The sequence below is a fragment of the Paenibacillus sp. YAE3 genome (assembly GCF_057546105.1).
This window is the reverse complement of sequence record NZ_BAAIYF010000001.1, coordinates 314,036-330,756: the sequence shown is the minus strand read 5'-3', so window position 1 is coordinate 330,756 and position 16,721 is coordinate 314,036. Positions and strand designations below refer to the sequence as shown.

At 54.4% G+C, this 16,721-nt stretch carries 19 protein-coding genes; 14 read left to right on the top strand and 5 right to left on the bottom strand.

The window, feature by feature from the left end; genetic code table 11:
• Positions 1 to 69: 69 nt before the first annotated feature.
• Positions 70 to 3,330 carry a carbohydrate-binding protein gene (locus AC27KL_RS01515; RefSeq protein ID WP_487168546.1) on the top strand — a complete coding sequence of 1,087 codons (3,261 nt, stop codon included), beginning with the start codon at positions 70 to 72 and terminating at the stop codon, positions 3,328 to 3,330.
• Between the two features lie 181 nt (positions 3,331 to 3,511).
• Positions 3,512 to 4,267, top strand: coding sequence for a MerR family transcriptional regulator (locus AC27KL_RS01510; protein WP_487168545.1), 756 nt, complete (start codon positions 3,512 to 3,514; stop codon positions 4,265 to 4,267).
• 162 nt (positions 4,268 to 4,429) lie between these two features.
• Here the strand turns inward: AC27KL_RS01510 and AC27KL_RS01505 are convergent, their stop codons facing one another.
• From AC27KL_RS01505 to AC27KL_RS01490, 4 genes are all read right to left on the bottom strand, one after another.
• A complete protein-coding gene (locus AC27KL_RS01505; RefSeq protein WP_339323175.1) occupies positions 4,430 to 4,684 on the bottom strand; it encodes a hypothetical protein in 255 nt (84 codons plus the stop codon).
• A gap of 6 nt (positions 4,685 to 4,690) precedes the next feature.
• Positions 4,691 to 5,236, bottom strand: coding sequence for a dihydrofolate reductase family protein (locus AC27KL_RS01500; RefSeq protein WP_487168544.1), 546 nt, complete (start codon positions 5,234 to 5,236; stop codon positions 4,691 to 4,693).
• 75 nt (positions 5,237 to 5,311) lie between these two features.
• Positions 5,312 to 5,605, bottom strand: a complete 294-nt coding sequence (locus tag AC27KL_RS01495) for a MazG-like family protein (protein ID WP_339323177.1) — start codon at positions 5,603 to 5,605, stop codon at positions 5,312 to 5,314.
• A gap of 60 nt (positions 5,606 to 5,665) precedes the next feature.
• Positions 5,666 to 6,982, bottom strand: coding sequence for an outer membrane protein assembly factor BamB family protein (locus tag AC27KL_RS01490; RefSeq protein WP_487168543.1), 1,317 nt, complete (start codon positions 6,980 to 6,982; stop codon positions 5,666 to 5,668).
• A 386-nt stretch (positions 6,983 to 7,368) separates the two neighbouring features.
• Between AC27KL_RS01490 and AC27KL_RS01485 the strand changes: the two genes are divergently transcribed.
• From AC27KL_RS01485 to AC27KL_RS01445, 9 genes are all read left to right on the top strand, one after another.
• Entirely contained in the window at positions 7,369 to 7,584 is a 216-nt protein-coding gene (locus tag AC27KL_RS01485; RefSeq protein ID WP_036714239.1) for a hypothetical protein, read from the top strand.
• A gap of 31 nt (positions 7,585 to 7,615) precedes the next feature.
• Positions 7,616 to 8,323 (top strand): hypothetical protein, encoded by a 708-nt coding sequence (locus AC27KL_RS01480; RefSeq protein ID WP_339323180.1) that lies wholly within the window; start codon positions 7,616 to 7,618, stop codon positions 8,321 to 8,323.
• Positions 8,320 to 9,516 carry a glutathionylspermidine synthase family protein gene (locus AC27KL_RS01475; protein ID WP_487168542.1) on the top strand — a complete coding sequence of 399 codons (1,197 nt, stop codon included), beginning with the start codon at positions 8,320 to 8,322 and terminating at the stop codon, positions 9,514 to 9,516. Before AC27KL_RS01480 ends, AC27KL_RS01475 begins: the two co-directional genes overlap by 4 nt.
• Positions 9,517 to 10,179 (top strand): signal peptide protein, encoded by a 663-nt coding sequence (locus AC27KL_RS01470; protein ID WP_487168541.1) that lies wholly within the window; start codon positions 9,517 to 9,519, stop codon positions 10,177 to 10,179. It abuts the gene before it with no gap.
• On the top strand, positions 10,176 to 10,568 hold the full coding sequence (locus AC27KL_RS01465; RefSeq protein WP_036714242.1) for a DUF350 domain-containing protein: 393 nt from the start codon (positions 10,176 to 10,178) through the stop codon (positions 10,566 to 10,568). The genes AC27KL_RS01470 and AC27KL_RS01465 overlap by 4 nt, the downstream gene beginning before the upstream one ends.
• A gap of 54 nt (positions 10,569 to 10,622) precedes the next feature.
• A complete protein-coding gene (locus tag AC27KL_RS01460) occupies positions 10,623 to 11,642 on the top strand; it encodes a potassium channel family protein (protein ID WP_487168540.1) in 1,020 nt (339 codons plus the stop codon).
• A 195-nt stretch (positions 11,643 to 11,837) separates the two neighbouring features.
• Entirely contained in the window at positions 11,838 to 12,248 is a 411-nt protein-coding gene (locus AC27KL_RS01455; protein WP_487168539.1) for a hypothetical protein, read from the top strand.
• Between the two features lie 50 nt (positions 12,249 to 12,298).
• A complete protein-coding gene (locus tag AC27KL_RS01450; protein ID WP_487168538.1) occupies positions 12,299 to 12,802 on the top strand; it encodes an NUDIX domain-containing protein in 504 nt (167 codons plus the stop codon).
• 48 nt (positions 12,803 to 12,850) lie between these two features.
• On the top strand, positions 12,851 to 13,222 hold the full coding sequence (locus tag AC27KL_RS01445; protein ID WP_487168537.1) for a hypothetical protein: 372 nt from the start codon (positions 12,851 to 12,853) through the stop codon (positions 13,220 to 13,222).
• Positions 13,223 to 13,283: 61 nt separating this feature from the next.
• Here AC27KL_RS01445 and AC27KL_RS01440 read toward each other — a convergent pair whose 3' ends face one another.
• Complete coding sequence (locus AC27KL_RS01440) at positions 13,284 to 13,706, bottom strand: GNAT family N-acetyltransferase (RefSeq protein ID WP_487168536.1); 423 nt, start codon at positions 13,704 to 13,706, stop codon at positions 13,284 to 13,286.
• A gap of 176 nt (positions 13,707 to 13,882) precedes the next feature.
• Between AC27KL_RS01440 and AC27KL_RS01435 the strand changes: the two genes are divergently transcribed.
• The 3 genes from AC27KL_RS01435 to AC27KL_RS01425 all read left to right on the top strand — a co-directional run bounded on the left by AC27KL_RS01435 (position 13,883) and on the right by AC27KL_RS01425 (position 16,595).
• The gene (locus AC27KL_RS01435; protein ID WP_487168535.1) at positions 13,883 to 14,584 is read left to right on the top strand and encodes a Type 1 glutamine amidotransferase-like domain-containing protein; all 702 of its coding nucleotides are present in this window, start codon (positions 13,883 to 13,885) and stop codon (positions 14,582 to 14,584) included.
• Between the two features lie 74 nt (positions 14,585 to 14,658).
• On the top strand, positions 14,659 to 15,048 hold the full coding sequence (locus AC27KL_RS01430) for a DUF4440 domain-containing protein (protein ID WP_487168534.1): 390 nt from the start codon (positions 14,659 to 14,661) through the stop codon (positions 15,046 to 15,048).
• A gap of 44 nt (positions 15,049 to 15,092) precedes the next feature.
• Positions 15,093 to 16,595 (top strand): amidase family protein, encoded by a 1,503-nt coding sequence (locus AC27KL_RS01425; protein ID WP_487168533.1) that lies wholly within the window; start codon positions 15,093 to 15,095, stop codon positions 16,593 to 16,595.
• Positions 16,596 to 16,721: the final 126 nt, after the last annotated feature.

Here is a 16,721-nt window from a genome sequence, read left to right as displayed (position 1 = left end):
CCACCCCTGGGCGGAGGTCGGCTTCAAGCTTTCGCAAATATCCGCAACATAACCAGGGAGGGAATTGGGATGTCATGGAACAAATACCGCGCATGCAAGCTTTTTGCCGCTCCGCTCGCGGCGGTGCTCGCGTTCGGGGCGTTGTCCGAAACAGGAGGGTCGGCGGCCTACGCCTTTCAGGCAAGCGACGGCGACGCGGCCATCAAGGCGTTTAACGCCGCGTTCTGGGATCCGTCCGCCAACATGTTTTGGGGCAACACGAACCGCAAAGACCATCAAGGCTTTTGGGTCGAAGCCGAGCTGTGGGAAATGGTGATGGACGCGTACCAGCATACCTCCGACCCCGGCCTGAAAGCCCAGCTCCGGGCCCAGATCGACGATATCTTCGACGGCACCGTGGCCAAATACGGCTCGGATTGGACGAACAATCCGTTTAACGACGATATCATGTGGTGGGTCATGGGAAGCGCCCGCGCGTATCAAATCACCGGAGAAGCCCGATATTTGGAGGCCGCAAAACGCCATTTCGCTTTTGTCTACGACACGCAGTGGGACGACGATTTTGCCGGCGGCGGCATCTGGTGGCTGAACAGCGAGCATAATACCAAAAACGCCTGCATCAACTTCCCGGCCGCCGAGGCGGCGGAATATTTGTACGACATTACGAAAGACCGGTATTACCTGGATGCGGCGACCCGTATCTTCCGCTGGGGCAAAACGATGTTGACGGACGGGAGCGGCAAAGTGTTCGACCGGATCGAAACGGAAAAAGGCGCGATCCCGGACGCCACGCATTACAATCAGGGCACTTACATCGGGGCTGCCGTCGGCCTGTACCGGATAACGGGGGATGCGACATACCTCGACGATGCGGTCAAAGCGGCCGGTTTTACCCAAAACCATCTGGTAGATGCAAACGGTTTGCTGAACTACGAAGGCCCGAACGGCGATTTGAAGGGCGGCAAAACGATTTTGATGCGGAATATCGCTCATCTCCAAAAGGCGCTGGACGAAAGAAGCGAAAGCAAATACAAGGAATTCAGCGCCGGGTTTGACGCCTGGGCGGCTTTCAACACGGAAATGGCATGGAGCCACCGGAATCCGGACAATATCGTCGACGGCAACTGGGCCGGCCAGCTGTTGTCCGGCACGTACGAATCCTGGTCGTCGGCCGCGGCCGTCGAAGCGCTGAACGTGATCAAACCGATGGAGGCGGAGCTCCGCTACGCCGTTAAGGATCCTTACAATAAAATCGAAGCCGAGCGCTATAACATCGGCAAAGGATTCGTTTTGGAAGGGGCGCTCGAAGGCGGCCTGCAGCTTGGAGGCATCCAGCCTGGACACTACGCGGCCTACAAAAACGTCGATTTCGGATCGGCCGGCGCCAAAGGTTTTATCGCGAGAGCGGCCAGCGCCACGGGCGGGGGCAACATCGAAATCCGGCTCGACGCGTTGGACGGGCCGAAAGTCGGGACGCTGCACGTCGAAGGAACCGGCGGATGGAACAACTACATCGATGCCGTCACGCTGCTGAAGGACGATCAAGGAAATCCAAGCACGATTACGGGAAAACACGACGTCTATCTCGTCTTTGCCAAGACAAACGATCCGTATCTGTTTAACCTGAACTGGTTTAAGTTCACCGCGGGCGATCCGACCAAAACCGACGCCTATGCGAAGCTGAAGGCAGGAGATTTCGAAAGCAGCGAGGGGCTGGGCAAAAATGCGGAGGGCGGTTATCTCGACGGCATCCGCAATAACGCCTTTGCCTCCTATAAGGGCATCGATTTCGGATCTGGCGCGTCCGGCATCAGCGTGCATGTATCCAGCGGCAGCCAGGGCGGCACGATCGAAGTCAAGCTGGATTCGCTGAACGGACCGACGGTAGGCACGGTGGACATTCCGGCGCTTGGAGGCTGGGACAAGTGGGTCGACATCATGGCCAACATCGATGACAAAGCGGCCGCAGGCGTGCATGACGTCTATCTCGTTTTCCATGGGGCGGGCGGCGGCGACTATCCTTGCAATCTGGACTGGTTCACGTTTACGACCATGAAAGGCAAAGCAAGGGATGCTTATGCTAAGCTCGAGGCCGAGGACAACAACGGCGGTGTTGGCTTTGGCACCGAATCGGGCGGCGGGCAAACGTATTTGGCGGGCATTAACGCCGCCAACAACCCGTATGTCATGTACAACTTTGTGGATTTCGGAAGTATAAGTCCTTCCAAATTCCATGTCCAAGCGGCCAGCGCGACCGGCGGCGGCACGATCGAGGTCCGATTGGACAGCATGAACGGCCCGGTCATCGCCGAAAACAAGATTGCGGGAACCGGCGGCTGGCAAAACTTCAAGGTGTTTTCGACCGACGTCACAACTCCTGTCACCGGAAAACATATCGTGTTCCTGTTGTTTAAAGGAACCGACTATTTGTTCAACGTGGATAAGTTCACGTTTGGAGACCCGGCTGTATTCACGGCGCCGACGCCGCCGGTCGAACCTCCCAAAGACAACGTTCCTCCCGGAGACGTGGAAAATGTCCGGATGACGCGGGCAAACGGCCAGCTTACTTTGACGTGGGACGGTCCTTACGATATTGACGGCCAAAAGGTGCGAATCACCTTGTTTTCGGACGGGCGGCAGATCGGCGATCGGATTGAAGTTAAACGGGGCGTACAAACGGCGGCAATTCCGGGGATCGAACCGGGGAAGGAATACAGCATTCAGTTTCAATCCGTAGACCTGTCAGGCAACGTGTCCAAGGGGATTACGGTGGAAAGCAAAGAGCAGCCCGTCTACTCGCTCACCGTGGGCGGCCATGCGCTGATGGACGGTGACTCCTTTACCGATGATGCGGTCCTGACCCTTCAGGCGGGAGACGGTCTGCCGGCAGGCGGTTCCGTTACGCTTGGCTTGGACGGCAAAACGTATACGGTCGATTCCCATACCCAAAACATCTCCATCGGATTGGCAGGTGAACTGGGCGATCGGACGGCGAAGGTAACGGTGAATGATGGCTCTGCGAATCCCGTTTCGAAAACGTTCCGGTTCCAAGTGACGACCGATCTGGGTTCTGTCCAAAACCTGATCAACCGCTTCGCGGTGGCAGGCGACCTCGACGGCCCCCTTGTCCCTCAGTTGACCAACGCCCTCAAACAGGCACAGCATCAACGGGATAACGGCAAAGCGGATCAGGCGATCAAACATCTGCAGGATTTCGTCAAGCATCTAAACAACGATGCGCTGGGAGGCCATGTCAAAGGCAGCGTCAAAGCAGCGCTCAACGCGGACGCGGAGTTTCTGATTCGCGCTTGGCGGGCAGGGGCGGAATAGCCGCCATCGTTCAAAGAACATCCAGCCCCAAACCAACCGCCGCCATTTATAGCCGGTTTGGTTTAAGCACTCCGCTCGTTTGAGCGGGGTGTTTTTGTGTTACGATGGGTAATAAAAGTTCCCCCTTGACCCTCCTCTAAGGTCAGACCGTAGACTTCACTACAGAAGGGAGTGAAGCATCATGCTTCTTACAGTCAAAGAAGTGTCGGAGCTGTCCAAGGTGACGGTCAAGACGCTGCACCATTACCATAAAATCGGCCTGCTTGAGCCGGCTGAAATCACGGAAGCGGGATATCGGTTATATGGCGCAAAAGAGCTGGAACGGCTGCAGGCCATTCTGTTTTACCGCGAGCTGGATTTTTCGCTGGAGCAAATCGGGCAGCTGCTGGACCGGGAACCGAATCGAGCGGCGATGCTGGCGGAGCAGGAAGAGCTTTTGGAACAGCGCAGGCTTAGGTTGGAGAGGATCATGGACACGCTGCGGAAAACAAAAGAGGGCCTGAAGCGCGGAAAACCGCTGCCGCAGGAGGAATTGTTTATCGGCTTCGAAAGCGAGGATGAGTGGCGGGAAGCGTTGCGGGAACAAAGCGAATATCTCAAGGAGCAATACGGCGTAGAGCTTGAAGCGGAGCAGATCGATGTGCTGGGGATGAACGAGCAGGCCGCTGAGGCGGCGGCTTTTATGAAAAGTATGTCCTCTTTTCTGGCCGGAGGGGTCAAACATAACGACCCAAGGGTTCATCAATCGATCCGGGAACATTTGGCGTTCATGAACGGTCACGGACATCGGGTTGCAGCCAAGGATTTTGCGGCACAAACGGCGTTTTTCCTGCAGGATGAGTTTCACCTCCGGATGCTGGAGGACCAGCAGACCGGGCTGGCTTATTATCTGAACGCGGCTGCGGCGGCGTACGCCGAAGCTGAACCCGATGCGTAACGCTATTCCGATTCATCCCGTTAAATTTTCATGAGATGAAACATTCCGTGAGGCGCGAGGATCATCCTGGATTCCATTTGCAGATACCAAAATCAAAGCACCCGACCAAGGGTGCTTTTTTATAATGGTTTTACGGATTTTGGCCTGGCGCCGAAATCCCGGTTACGGCCGTAACCGCATCCGGTCCAGCAGCAACCCGTCGGAATCCGGGTTTTCGCCTTCGACCCAGTCGCGCATGTAATAGCAGAGATATTTGCCGTAACGGCTGTCCGTCTGCAGTAGCAGCTCGTCGATGAAATAGACGCCCTCCGGAATCTTGTCCAACAGCAGCGTGCCAAGGGCTCCATAAATACCGCAGGCGACCTGAAAATAGGTGGCGTTGGTACGGTATTCCGGATATACGTCCGAACTGGCCATGATTTTCTAAGAATAAATCATATTATACGTAAGTTTATGGACTCCGTTTGAATATTGTTTCATGTCAACTAATTCCAAGTTCAAACGTGGCTTAGCACTACCAAACAAGGGGATGCCCGCTCCGATTATGACTGGATTTACTTTTAATACTAATTGGTCAATGAGTTTTTGCTCAATCAATGAACCTGCCAACTCTCCACCCCCAGAGAGCCACAACTTACCTGTCTCATTCATTTTGAGGTCCTTGATAAAGTCTGCTGCGTTACCTTTGACAAGTTCGACTTTATCGTTGGATTCAAACTGCAAAGTGTTCGAGAAAACGTAATGTTTTAGCTCCTTAAAATAACCAGGTTCACCGGGTTTAGCACCGAATTGAAATCCGTACTCGTATGTTTTCCCCCCCATTAATACTGCATTGTATTGCTGGACATCGGTAATAAAGTCAGTAACGTGCTCCCCTTCATACAAAAAGATTGAGCTGTCAGCATTTCCGTCTAAATCGGCGATGAAATTATCAAGTGTAGTTGCAATATGGTAGACTAACTTTGCCATACCGAGATCCCTCCATAAAATACAGACTACTCATTCATTCAAATTAGTTGTTCGAATTTCCTTTCATGACTGTTCTTAAGTCATCACCGAACTCCATTTATCGACTTTTTTGCTGAGAACGTCTTGAAGCTCATTTTCATCCTCGCTCAGCTTGTAAAATAACGCCAAGGCGACTAAGATCACGTCTACGCATTCTTCCTTCACGTCAGAGAGATCCAGCTTTTTATACTCGCTGCCGCTCGCCTGCCTGTAAGAAAGCATCGCTTGCGAAGTTTCCCCGACCTCTTCGGTCAGTTTTAAAACCATCTGCTCCAGCGTTTTCTTTTCCTTTTCGCTTAATTTCTTGATTTTTTGCAGTAATTGTTCCACGGTTCGTCTCCTCTTGAACGTATCGTTACATCTAAGATTGTACCATGTTTCATCGAATCGTTAACGCAATGCATTCGGCACCGGAACCGCAATCAGCCTCCCGTTATCTTGGGCCTGAATGATCAATGTGCTGCCGCTGCGCAGGGTCGGCCCGTAATTGCGTGATCCGGTGTTCACGGTAAAGGCGGGGGCGGTTGTCTGCAGGTTGTAACCATAAAACACGCCGTCGCTTTGCCCGATATACACGCCGTTGCCGTAGATTTCGGTCCGTACGACCGGGTTGTCGGCCCCCCATCGGACTTCCTGGCCGTCTACGAGCTTCATGCCTCCAATGGAATACCCATTGTAGGTCCAGAAATAAATCCTGCCGGCATGCACCGATCCGGTTAAATCGATGGGGTAGGATGGTTTATTCCACTTTTTCACCGGTTTGCCGTTTTTCTCGTAGTGCGCAAAATCGTATCGATGGATGGCGTCTTCCGTCACAAGATACAGGTCATTGCCGCTGAGCAGCATGCTGCCTGCGACTCCCGCAGAACGGGAGCTGTTCGTACGGTTCCATGAGTAGACCCGTTCGCCGACCTTTTCGCCGGTTTTGGCATTCAGTACGGATAGGGTGACATGAGGAGATTCGTTCGCATCCGCTTCATCAAACAAAGAAGGTTCCCTTTGGGAATATACCAGCCCGTCCCGGACAGCCAGTGGCTCTGCCTGGAACGCTTCCTTCCATAAGGTTTTGCCCGTTTTTTTATCGATGGCTTTAAGCTGCGAATAGGAATACGCTCCGGAAATGCTATTGGACATAAAAATGATGCCTTCCGCTTCCAGGGACAGCTTGCCTGCGGTGTCTGCCTGATCCTCGACCGCTTTCCAGCGCGGTTTGCCTGTCGCCGCATCCAAAGCGATGAGGGTTTGCTTTTTCGTAACGTACACGGTATCGCCGATTACCACCGGCTCGTCCGCATCCGATAAACCTGCAGCCGTTTTCCACAACTCTTTGCCCGTTTTGACATGGAGAGCATATACATGTCCGTCTTCCCCGACGCCGTAGGCCGCTCCTTTTAAGTATTGCACCGACGGCTTCAGGTTGCTGCCGTAGGTAAAGGCCTTTTTGCCCGTGGACAGATTCAGCGCGATCAGCTTTTTCCAGGAAAAAGCAAGCACCGTTCCGTCATCGGTGACGTCGGCCTTGGAGCCGGGATCGACCGCTGCGGTCCACAGCGGCTTTTGCACGGGAGCCTTAATCTTCTGACCGCCCGAAAAACCGATCGAGACGGCCGGAGCATCGGCATGGATTGCCGCCGGCAGGGAGACCGTGCCGCAAAGCAAAGTTGCCGTTAGGGCAGTTACATGGATAAACTTGGTTTGTTTCTTCATGATCATTGCGCCTCGTTTCCGCCATTATTTTTCGAATTTTGATAGGGTCATGGATGCCAAAATTTAACCGATCCTTAAATTAAACGCAATTTCCAATATAAGGTTGCTGATCGGCCAGGCAAAAAAAGGTTAATATGGACGAAAGGTTTTCTTTTCATTCCTGAAAGCGGCGGCCGGGACGATCCATTTTTTTGTTGCGTTTCGAATAAAGAGGTTTTATGCTGATAAATGCATGTTTCCATATTATGAGAGGCCTTGCTTTTCAGAGATGAGATAGCAAAACGACAATTTTCTCGAAAAAATGGAAACGGGAGATGGAACGGACCACGGTTTTCTTACGTATCAAAAGACATATCGATCAATTCAGAACAAGGGGTGGAGGCACAATGGGCAACGACATGAGCGTCATTTTAATCGAAAAAACGCCAAACGGCGAACTGCGTCACATCGAAGAGCGCAATTGGAGCATGAATATGGTGGCGGCGCTGGAGCATGTGAATTATCTCGTCGTCAAAGGCCAGGAGTACGAAACGATCGAGGGCAGATTAAACGTGGACGAAGGCAAGCTGGAGCTGCTTCTCGTCCGGATTCGCAATGAATAGCCATCCAAGCGGGCAGAAAGGAGGAACAGACATGACGAACGAACAACAGCCGCAGAACAAGGACAAATACCCGGCCAAGCTGTTTACGCCGGACGGCAAGCCGGTTCGGGTGTTATCCACGTCGCTGGGCGTGGCGCTTTTGGCAAACGCTTTTTTGCTGGCGGGCGGAGTAACAGCGGACTCTGCAAGCGCGGCCGGGGAATCGGCGGATGAGCCGAAGCTCGTCGCATGGTCGACCGAGGAAGTCAAAGCCTATTTCGACAAAAACGTCGACTGGAACATCCCGCTTCCCGAAGAAATCGAAAAAGAAGGGGAACCGCAGGCCGGAAGCTCGGGCGGCAGCGGAAGCGGAGGAACGACGGTCATCAACAATTACGGCGCAAGCCATTCGGGGTTCGGCTGGGACGACTTGCTGCTGTACCATTTTTTGTTCAACAGCGGATCCAGCTACCAGCCCAGCACGTATTACGATAACCGCAAAACGTATTATACCGGCACGTCGCAAAGCTATAAGCCGCGCTCCTATTCCAGCGGCACGTTCCAAAACAAGCAGGTCGTCGGGTCGACGGTTACGCCGAAAACCTCCCGTTCGACGGGTTCGATCACCCGGCGCGGCACCTCTTCAAGCTCCGGCGGCATCGGCGGCAAATCGAGCGGCTACAGCTCGTCCGGCTCCAGCTCGAAATCCAGCATCTTTTCGGGGTCAAGATCCAGCTCGAGGAGCGGATTCGGCGGATGACGGGCAGCGTATTCGAAGTGCTTAAGCCGGGCGGGTACCCCCGCCAGGAACGGGTCGAAGAGCTCGCGAAGCTGGGCTTCACCTGGGCGAACCTGGAGGATGAGGAGTATTGGCTCGATCAGCTCGTCGTGATGAACCGGAATACGTATGCAGAGCTTGAACAAGCGTCGGCCCGTTTATGGCGGATCTTGGACCGGACGGTGCGTTATGTCCACGGGAACAGGGCGTTGTACGAACTCATCGGCATCCCGCCGATTTTGTGGGATATGCTCGACATTTGCCCGCTGCCTGAGGAGAACCTGATCAGCCGGTATGCGCGTTTTGATTACGCCGTTTCGCATGACGGGAGCATCAAGCTGTACGAACTCAATGCCGATACGCCGACCGGTTATGTGGAAGCATCGATCGCAACGCCGTGGATGTGCCGGGAAGCCGGCATCGATTCGCCCAATGTCCGCATGAAGGACCTTGTAGCCGCGGCTTGGGGCGCGGAGCGTCCGGATACTGCCGCATGCGTCGCTTACGGGGAGCATCTGGAGGACTCCGGTACCATCGAAGCGCTGGTGCGCCACAGCGGGCTGGACATTCGGTGCGTCGATTGCCTGGAGCTTACCATCGATCATGGCATCGTCAAGGACGGCAGCGGACGGGAAATCAAGCGGATGTTCGCCTTGTATCCGAAGGAATGGATGGCCGTTGACGACGGAGGCGACGCGCTTGCTTATGCGATCGAGACGGGCAAGCTGACGCTGTTCAACCCGCCCCACAGCATCCTGCTGCAGTCCAAAGGGCTGATTGCCGCGGCTTGGGGGCTGTTTGAGCTGGGGTTATTGTATACCGCCGAAGAGCGGGAGACGATCGAAAAATATCTTTTGCCGACGTACAACAAGCCCGTATTTTCGGGGAATTACGTCTCCAAATCGATGTTCGGGCGCGAAGGCGGATCCGTGCAGATGTTCGACGGCAGCGGGGAGCTGGAGATCAAGGATGAGGACGGCTTTGACACCAGCGAGCTGTTCCCTTCCGTCTATCAGATGAGGGCCAATCTTCCGGAAATCGAGACGGTGGCCGGAACGCGGCGCCTGCTGACGGGGATGTTCATGATCAACGGGCAGCCATGCGGCCTGCTGGGCAGAGCCGGAGGGCTGATTACGGGAAATACGAGCCATTTTATAGCGATCGGAGTGAGATAGATGACAAGAAACGGAAAGAAACACCCGCGTTCCGGGCATACCTTCAGGCTTGCGGCCGTTTTGGCGCTTTCCATGCTGGCCTTGCTGCTCCTGAGCGCCTGTTCGGACAACGAGCAATCCGTGTTCTACTCGGGCTCCTCGGCGGACGGGCAGGACATGGTGTCCCGCGTGCCGTGGGATTACCGGATCATTGAAGGCAGCGTCGGCGATTTGATCGGCAGCGACATGACCGTATTGCCGGACAACGAGCTGATGCCCAACGACGGGAACTATGCGACGGGGGACAAAATCTGGGTCCTGCAATACATGGATGCGGAAATGACGACGGATTCCCGCCAGCGCAGCAGCGTCCATTTGTCCTCCTGGAGCACGATCAAAACCTTCAAATCCCAGGCGGAAGCCAAAAAAGACATGGCCAATCTGAAAGTTCCCGTCACGACGGAAATCGATCTGGTTGGCGTGTACAAAACGCAGTACAAGGACAAAACGCGGAACTTCGCCGTGCTGGAGCTGCCTTCCGGCAACCGGATCAAGCAGCCGATCGACGACGCTCGCTACAAAGCATTGGAGAAGAAAAAGAAGGTATCCGTCAAGCTTGAAGAGATTCATGATTTTGCCGACTACGATTCGGCATACGCAAAATTCAGGGGGTGGGCGAGTTGACCGTCGTCGTTAATCTGGTCGTAAGTGTACTTGTCATCATTGTGCTGCAGCTGCTGGGCATGCTGATTTTCAGCTGGATGACGCCGTTTAAGGATATGGAGGAATTGAAAAAGGGAAACGTGGCCGTAGGGCTCGCGCTTGGCGGCAAATTCATGGCCACGGCGATCATCTTGGGCGTTGCGGCTTATACCAACACGTCGATCTGGTTTTTGGCGATGTGGTTTGCCGTCGGTTACGTATGTTTGATCGCGGCGTATTGGATATTCGAACTGGTCACGCCGAGCTTCAAAATCTCGGAGTCCCTGAAGCAAGGAAACGTGGCCGTGGCGACGCTGCTGTGCATGGTGTTCATCGGAACGGCCTTTGCCATCAGCAGTTTGATCGTCTAACGGTGTTGCAATCATCCCGATATCAAAAGCTCGTCTTCAGAAGGGAAGAGGCAAGTGCATTTTTTTCTCCAATTATCCGCACGCATGATGCGTATGCGCAAAACGACCCTGGCCCTGATCGTATTTTTTTTCGTGACGGGCAGCGCAACCATCGCTTATCTCCTGGAGCAATCCACGTTTGGCACCTGGTTTAACGCCCTGTATTGGGTGATGACGACCATGGCTACCGTCGGGTACGGCGACTTTTTCGCCACGACGGTTGGGGGCAAGCTGTTTACGCTGTTTTTGTACATTTTCGGCATCGGTCTTCTCAGCTTGGTCATCGGCAAAGTGATCGATTCCATCGGAAGCATTCAGCGGCAGAGGGAGGCAGGAACCTTGAGTTACCACGGACGGGATCACGTCATCATTATGAACTGGAGCAAAAAGGCGAAATCCGCCGTCCAAGAAATTTTGACGTACGACGAAAAAGCTCAAATCGTCATTATCGACGAACTGGAGCGGCATCCGATCAAGGATCTGCACCAGGTGCATTTTATCAGCGGCGATCCATCGGCGGAGGATGTGTTGCGGAAAGCGGGGTTGGAAACGGCGAAGGCCGCTATTGTTTTCGCGGATACCCGGATCGAAGATACTTCCTTGATCGACGGCAAATCGCTGATGATCGCCTCCAGCATCGAACGGATCGCTCCGCAGGTGCATACGACGGTCGAGATCATGCATGAAAAGCACATCCAAAATTTCCGGTTCGTCCAGGTGAACGAATTTGTGCTCTCCCATGACGCCATCTCCAGCCTGGCGGTGCGCGCCGCCCTTCAGGAAGGGAATTCGGCGGTGATCAACCAGCTGATCAGCCGCGAACAGGGGGACGACATCTACGAGGTTCCGCGGAAATCGGAGTGGCGGACTTACGGAGACGCTTTTCAGGATTTGCTCCGGCAGGGGGCAACCTTGCTCGCCGACCGCAGCGATCTGTCCATCAACCGCAGGCTGAACGACCCGATTCCTTCCGAGGCCCGGCTGTATGTGGTATCGGATGAAGCGACGTACCGGCGCATTGCGGGCAAATCATGATGGAAGAAATGGCATCGATACATTACCAACATAGGCAGGATTCGCCCGGCAGCTTGTGGAAGCAAGTTTGGCGGGCGTTTTTTATATCGGGCCTTGGCGTCATTCGTCGAACATCCTATAGGTAGAGCCGAAGCAAGACGCATACATATGAAACAGATGCCGGGAAATGAACACCTATAAGCGAGGGGGAGTTTGGTGGATTTACGTCCTTATCCAAATTTGTGGATCTTCATGGCGTCCAATTTATTGATGTTCGGATTGTTTTGTTTCCGGCTTGTTTTGGATATCCAGCTCCAGGTTATGCCTGCATTTGCATGGCTCTCTTTTCTCGTCTGCCTGGGCAGTTTGACGGGGATCCTGTTCACGGGAGCGGAGCTGGCGACAAAAAAGCAGGAGCGTTTTCAAGGGAAAGTCATCAATATAGAAGGCCGGATCATCCATGTCTTAACGACGGAAAACCGGCTGAAACGGCTTCGAATCAACGCTGCCTGGGCGCGCGAAAGGCTGAAGGCCGATCAGGAAGTGGAAATCAGGCTGACTCATTATACCAAAATGCCGGTAAGCATAACGGTTTTGAAGGATTCTGCGCGGACGGAAACGGAGTAGGCCGTGGAAAGGGCAGAGATTCGTTATTTTTTTGAAAGGATGCATGCAGCATGAACCAAACCATATATGAAGATTGGAACGGCCACAAAATCAAGTTGACCTGGTTGCCCGGAGACGAGCCTCCCGATCCCGCGCTGGTGACGAGCGTGCACGGCATTTGCCTGCATCAGGGGCTTGTTCTTGCCGTGCATGTGCAGGGCCGGGGTTACAACGTGCCGGGAGGGCATGTGGAGCCGGGAGAAACGCCGGAGGAAGCTTTTCACCGGGAAGCATTGGAGGAAGGCAGCGTCAAGGGGACGATCGCTTACCTTGGAAAAATGGAGGTCAGCCACGAAGAAAACGAACGGTTTGATCCGAACGGGAAATATCCGATGGTCGGGTATCAGCTGTTTTACCGGATGGACGTGACCGAGCGGCTGCCGTTTAACCGGGAGCATGAATGTTTAACGCGGATTTGGGTCGAGCCGGAGGAGTTTCGTTATGTCGTAAACGACCATGAACTGGTCGGACAGGTTCTGTATGAGGCGCTGCATAAGAATGGGGAACGAAAATAGATTTTTGCGGACATACCTATAGAAAACGCAGGGCTGGGGGGCGAAAGCGTGAAAAAACGGATCGTATTATGGAGCGGCATCGGCATCGTCTTTCTTGCGGCGATCACGGCGGGTTCCTACGTCCAAAATATCGGAGTCCAAAACATCAAGCTTATGTATGTGCTGCATGCGACCGACAAGACGATCGTTTTGATGGATCAAGGTTTGAACGGAACCGTTAATTATCTGACGAAAGCTAAGAATCCGGCCGAAGTAGTAAAAGAAAAGATGAACAAGGAAGGCTGGAGTTATACTGAACAGGAGGGGGCGGGCTATTTTTTCGAAAAAGACCGGCAGCGCTGCATTGTGACCGTCAGGCAGTGGAACCACAGCTATTTTATACTATCGGTTGAAAAGAATCTCGTCGATCTTGCGGGATAAGTTTCCAAAAAGCGGGAAAAGAACTTGCCGGCATGGCGGCCGGCGGGTTCTTTTCCCGCGTTTATTGCGGATGGGTTCGCCCGGATTGATGCTCGTAGTTGCGAATCAGCATCCCCTGGGCTTTCCGCATGCCGAGTTTTTCGTAGAATGGCTGGAGATCGGGATCGCAGAGAAGATCCACCATGTAAATTCCTTTCAGCTTCTCGATCATCCGCCGGGCCAGCTCTTGTCCGATTCCCTGTTTCTGATAGGCGGGAACGACCTCCAGCAGCGGGATATAGGCCGTCAGCACGCCATCCGACAACGCGGTAATAAATCCGACGACTTTCCCCGTTTGCTCATCCTTGGCCAATATGCAAGAAGACGCATTGCGGAGAATCTGCATAAAAACGGCATAAGAAGGCGGGTTCGGCCACCCGTCGAAAAATCCCTCCGCCAGCGAAGCTTCGGTAATATCGCGTAAATGATCCTGATATTGAATCATGTCATGTTCCTCCTCCTGAACCGGTTCTCTACAACTTACCCTGATTTCGCGCAGTAAACAACCGTTTTAACGATTTTTTAGGTGGCGCCGCGAATCTTGGGGCTGTTATGATGGGGAGGAGAAATTTGGAATATTGCTCGCTTCGCGTTCGATGCGGGCTGAAAGAAGGAGATTCCATGAGACAGGTGATCGCGCTTGGCGGAGGCGGTTTTTCCATGGAGCCGGACAATCTGCTGCTGGACCGATATATTTTGAGCCAGTCCGCGGCCCGTAAGCCCAAGGTATGTTTTATCCCGACGGCTAGCGGGGACGCGGAAGGTTACATTGAGGGATTTCGCAAAGCTTTTTCGGCGTTCGACTGCATTCCTTCCCATCTGGCGCTGTCCAGGCCGCCTGCAGCCGACTTGGAGGATTACGTCCTGGAAAAGGATATCCTTTACGTGGGCGGAGGCGATACCGTGCGGATGCTGGAGATCTGGCGGGAACACGGTTTGGACCGCATCCTTCGGCAGGCGTGGGAGCAGGGCGTCGTGCTGGCGGGCCTCAGCGCAGGTTCCATGTGCTGGTATGAAGAGGGAGTCAACTGCGATGAAGACGGGCAGGCGAAAGTGGTCCAAGGATTGGGTCTCATCCCCGGAAGCCACAGTCCGCATTACGACTCGGAGCCGGAGTACAGGCGGGGGTATCATGAACTGCTGCGCAGCGGCCGAATCCGCGCCGGCGTCGGCGTAAGCGATGGAGCGGGCATTCATTATATCGGCTGCAGAATTCATCGGGTCGTCAGTTCGCGGCGGGATGCCCGGATCTACGGGGGCGAAGCCTTTGACGGCAAAGTCGCGGAAACGGAGATGATTCCCGAATATTTGGGAACGCTTTAAGACTGGGAGTTAATGCAAAATAATACAGGCCAATCTGAAAGGGCAGCGCCAATATACATAGGGAGTGGTTTCTCATGTTTGATGAAGCCATGGCGGCGGTCGAAGCGTACCGCAGAGTTATCCATGAAGGGACCGTGGAAGAGGTGAACGCATGGATATCGGATGACTTTATCGGTTATTTTGGTTATTACCCGGATCGGGATTACGAGGTTTACCGGTCCGAGCATTATAAAACGGACAACCTTGAAACGCTGGCCATGTATGAGGGTAAGGAACCTCATTGGGAGTATAGCGACCTCGCAAGGAACATGCGTACGGAAAATGAATTGGTCCTATCGTCCATCGTGAACTTCAGCCTGCACGGCAAACAAGTCGCGAGCGTGTTGGCCATGGAAGTATTTCGCAAGGAACAAGGAGCATGGAAGCTGTACAGGCAGCATATGGAGAAATATGCCTCTGTCTGAAATGATGCAGCCATGCCCTACTTAAAACCCGGGGGTGAGGACAAATGGAAAATCCACTGAATATCGAGGAATGGATCGTGGAGCTGGATATCCGCAGCATGCAGGCTGCCATGGAATCGGGCGAAACCACCTCCGAAGAAATCGTCAAAGCCTATCTGAAACGGATTGAGCGCTACGACGGCAAGCTGAAATCCATCATAGAAGTAAATCCGGATGCCCTAAGGATCGCAAGGGAGCTCGATGACGAACGTTACGAAAAAGGAACCCGGGGGCCGCTCCATGGCATCCCCCTGCTCTTAAAGGATAACATCGATACCCACGACGCGATGCATACCAGCGCCGGCACGCTGGCTTTGGCGGAGCACGTCGCGGCGGAGGACTCGTTCGCAGCGGCTCAGCTAAGAAAGGCCGGGGTGGTATTCCTCGGGAAGGCGAACATGACCGAGTGGGCGAATTTTATGGCGAGCGGCATGTGGGCCGGTTACAGCAGCCGCCGGGGATTATGTCTTAATCCGTACGGACCGGGGGAATTGTTCGTGGGCGGGTCCAGCTCCGGCTCGGCCGCAGCCGTGGCGGCAAACCTGGCCGCCGCGGCGATCGGCACGGAAACGTCCGGGTCGATCATCAGCCCGGCCAGCCAGCAGATGCTGGTCGGCATCAAGCCGACGGTCGGGCTGGTCAGCCGTTCGGGCATCATTCCGATCACGCACACGCAGGATACGGCCGGACCGATGGCCCGAACCGTCGCCGATGCCGCGATCCTGCTGGGGGCCATGACCGGAATAGATGAGCGGGACCCGGCCACGCAGGCAAGCGCAGGGCGGTTTTTGCAGGATTATACGCCATTTCTTGACGCTTCCTGCTTAAAGCAAGTGCGCATCGGCATTCCGAGGCATTATTTCCGCGATCTGGATCCGGCCCGAAAGGCCGTTCTCGAAGCGGCGATCGAAGCGCTCCGCAGGGAAGGGGCAACGATCGTCGATCCGGTAGAGCTCCCTTGTCAGGATGCGTCCTGGAACGGAAACGTGCTGGTCTACGAATTCAAAAAGGGCGTCAACGATTATCTCGCGCAGCTTCCTGAAAGCATTCCCGTTCATACGCTGGCCGAAGTGATCGCGTTCAACAACGGGCACGCCGACCGGTGCCTGAAATACGGGCAGGACCTGCTGGAGAAATGCGAAGCGACCAGCGGGACCCTAACCGAACCGGAATATTTGGAGACGCTCCGTTACAATCAGGAGATGTCGCGGGCTAAGGGGATCGATTACGCGCTTGAAACCTACCGTCTTGACGCATTGCTGTTCCTCGGCTGCGACGAAGGGGACGATATCGCGGCCAGAGCTGGCTATCCGGCGATTACGGTGCCGGGAGGTTACGCGGAGGACGGCGTCATCGCTCCGGGAGGCTACATCACCAAAGGCCCTGTCGGAATAACGTTTATCGGAACCGCGTTCAGCGAACCGACGCTGATCAAGATTGCCTATGGATACGAGCAGGCCACCCGACACCGCGTACCGCCGGATATGAGCAGGCTGGAGGAGCAGTAACAGCCTCATCGTTCGGATCACCGTCGGCAATCGCTTGATCTTGCGGCCGATGAAAAAAGGAGCCGTTCCCCCGCCAATCCGGATGCCGGAAAGCGGGGGAGGCTCCTTTTATTATTCACTTTGGCT

What these genes read in the sequence shown, in the direction of transcription:
- AC27KL_RS01515 (WP_487168546.1), top strand. Translation starts at nt 70, where the DNA reads ATGTCATGGAACAAATACCGCGCATGCAAGCTTTTTGCCGCTCCGCTC.
- AC27KL_RS01510 (WP_487168545.1), top strand. Translation starts at nt 3,512, where the DNA reads ATGCTTCTTACAGTCAAAGAAGTGTCGGAGCTGTCCAAGGTGACGGTC.
- AC27KL_RS01505 (WP_339323175.1), bottom strand. Translation starts at nt 4,684, where the DNA reads ATGGCCAGTTCGGACGTATATCCGGAATACCGTACCAACGCCACCTAT.
- AC27KL_RS01500 (WP_487168544.1), bottom strand. Translation starts at nt 5,236, where the DNA reads ATGGCAAAGTTAGTCTACCATATTGCAACTACACTTGATAATTTCATC.
- AC27KL_RS01490 (WP_487168543.1), bottom strand. Translation starts at nt 6,982, where the DNA reads ATGAAGAAACAAACCAAGTTTATCCATGTAACTGCCCTAACGGCAACT.
- AC27KL_RS01485 (WP_036714239.1), top strand. Translation starts at nt 7,369, where the DNA reads ATGGGCAACGACATGAGCGTCATTTTAATCGAAAAAACGCCAAACGGC.
- AC27KL_RS01480 (WP_339323180.1), top strand. Translation starts at nt 7,616, where the DNA reads ATGACGAACGAACAACAGCCGCAGAACAAGGACAAATACCCGGCCAAG.
- AC27KL_RS01475 (WP_487168542.1), top strand. Translation starts at nt 8,320, where the DNA reads ATGACGGGCAGCGTATTCGAAGTGCTTAAGCCGGGCGGGTACCCCCGC.
- AC27KL_RS01470 (WP_487168541.1), top strand. Translation starts at nt 9,517, where the DNA reads ATGACAAGAAACGGAAAGAAACACCCGCGTTCCGGGCATACCTTCAGG.
- AC27KL_RS01450 (WP_487168538.1), top strand. Translation starts at nt 12,299, where the DNA reads ATGAACCAAACCATATATGAAGATTGGAACGGCCACAAAATCAAGTTG.
- AC27KL_RS01440 (WP_487168536.1), bottom strand. Translation starts at nt 13,706, where the DNA reads ATGATTCAATATCAGGATCATTTACGCGATATTACCGAAGCTTCGCTG.
- AC27KL_RS01435 (WP_487168535.1), top strand. Translation starts at nt 13,883, where the DNA reads ATGAGACAGGTGATCGCGCTTGGCGGAGGCGGTTTTTCCATGGAGCCG.
- AC27KL_RS01430 (WP_487168534.1), top strand. Translation starts at nt 14,659, where the DNA reads ATGTTTGATGAAGCCATGGCGGCGGTCGAAGCGTACCGCAGAGTTATC.
- AC27KL_RS01425 (WP_487168533.1), top strand. Translation starts at nt 15,093, where the DNA reads ATGGAAAATCCACTGAATATCGAGGAATGGATCGTGGAGCTGGATATC.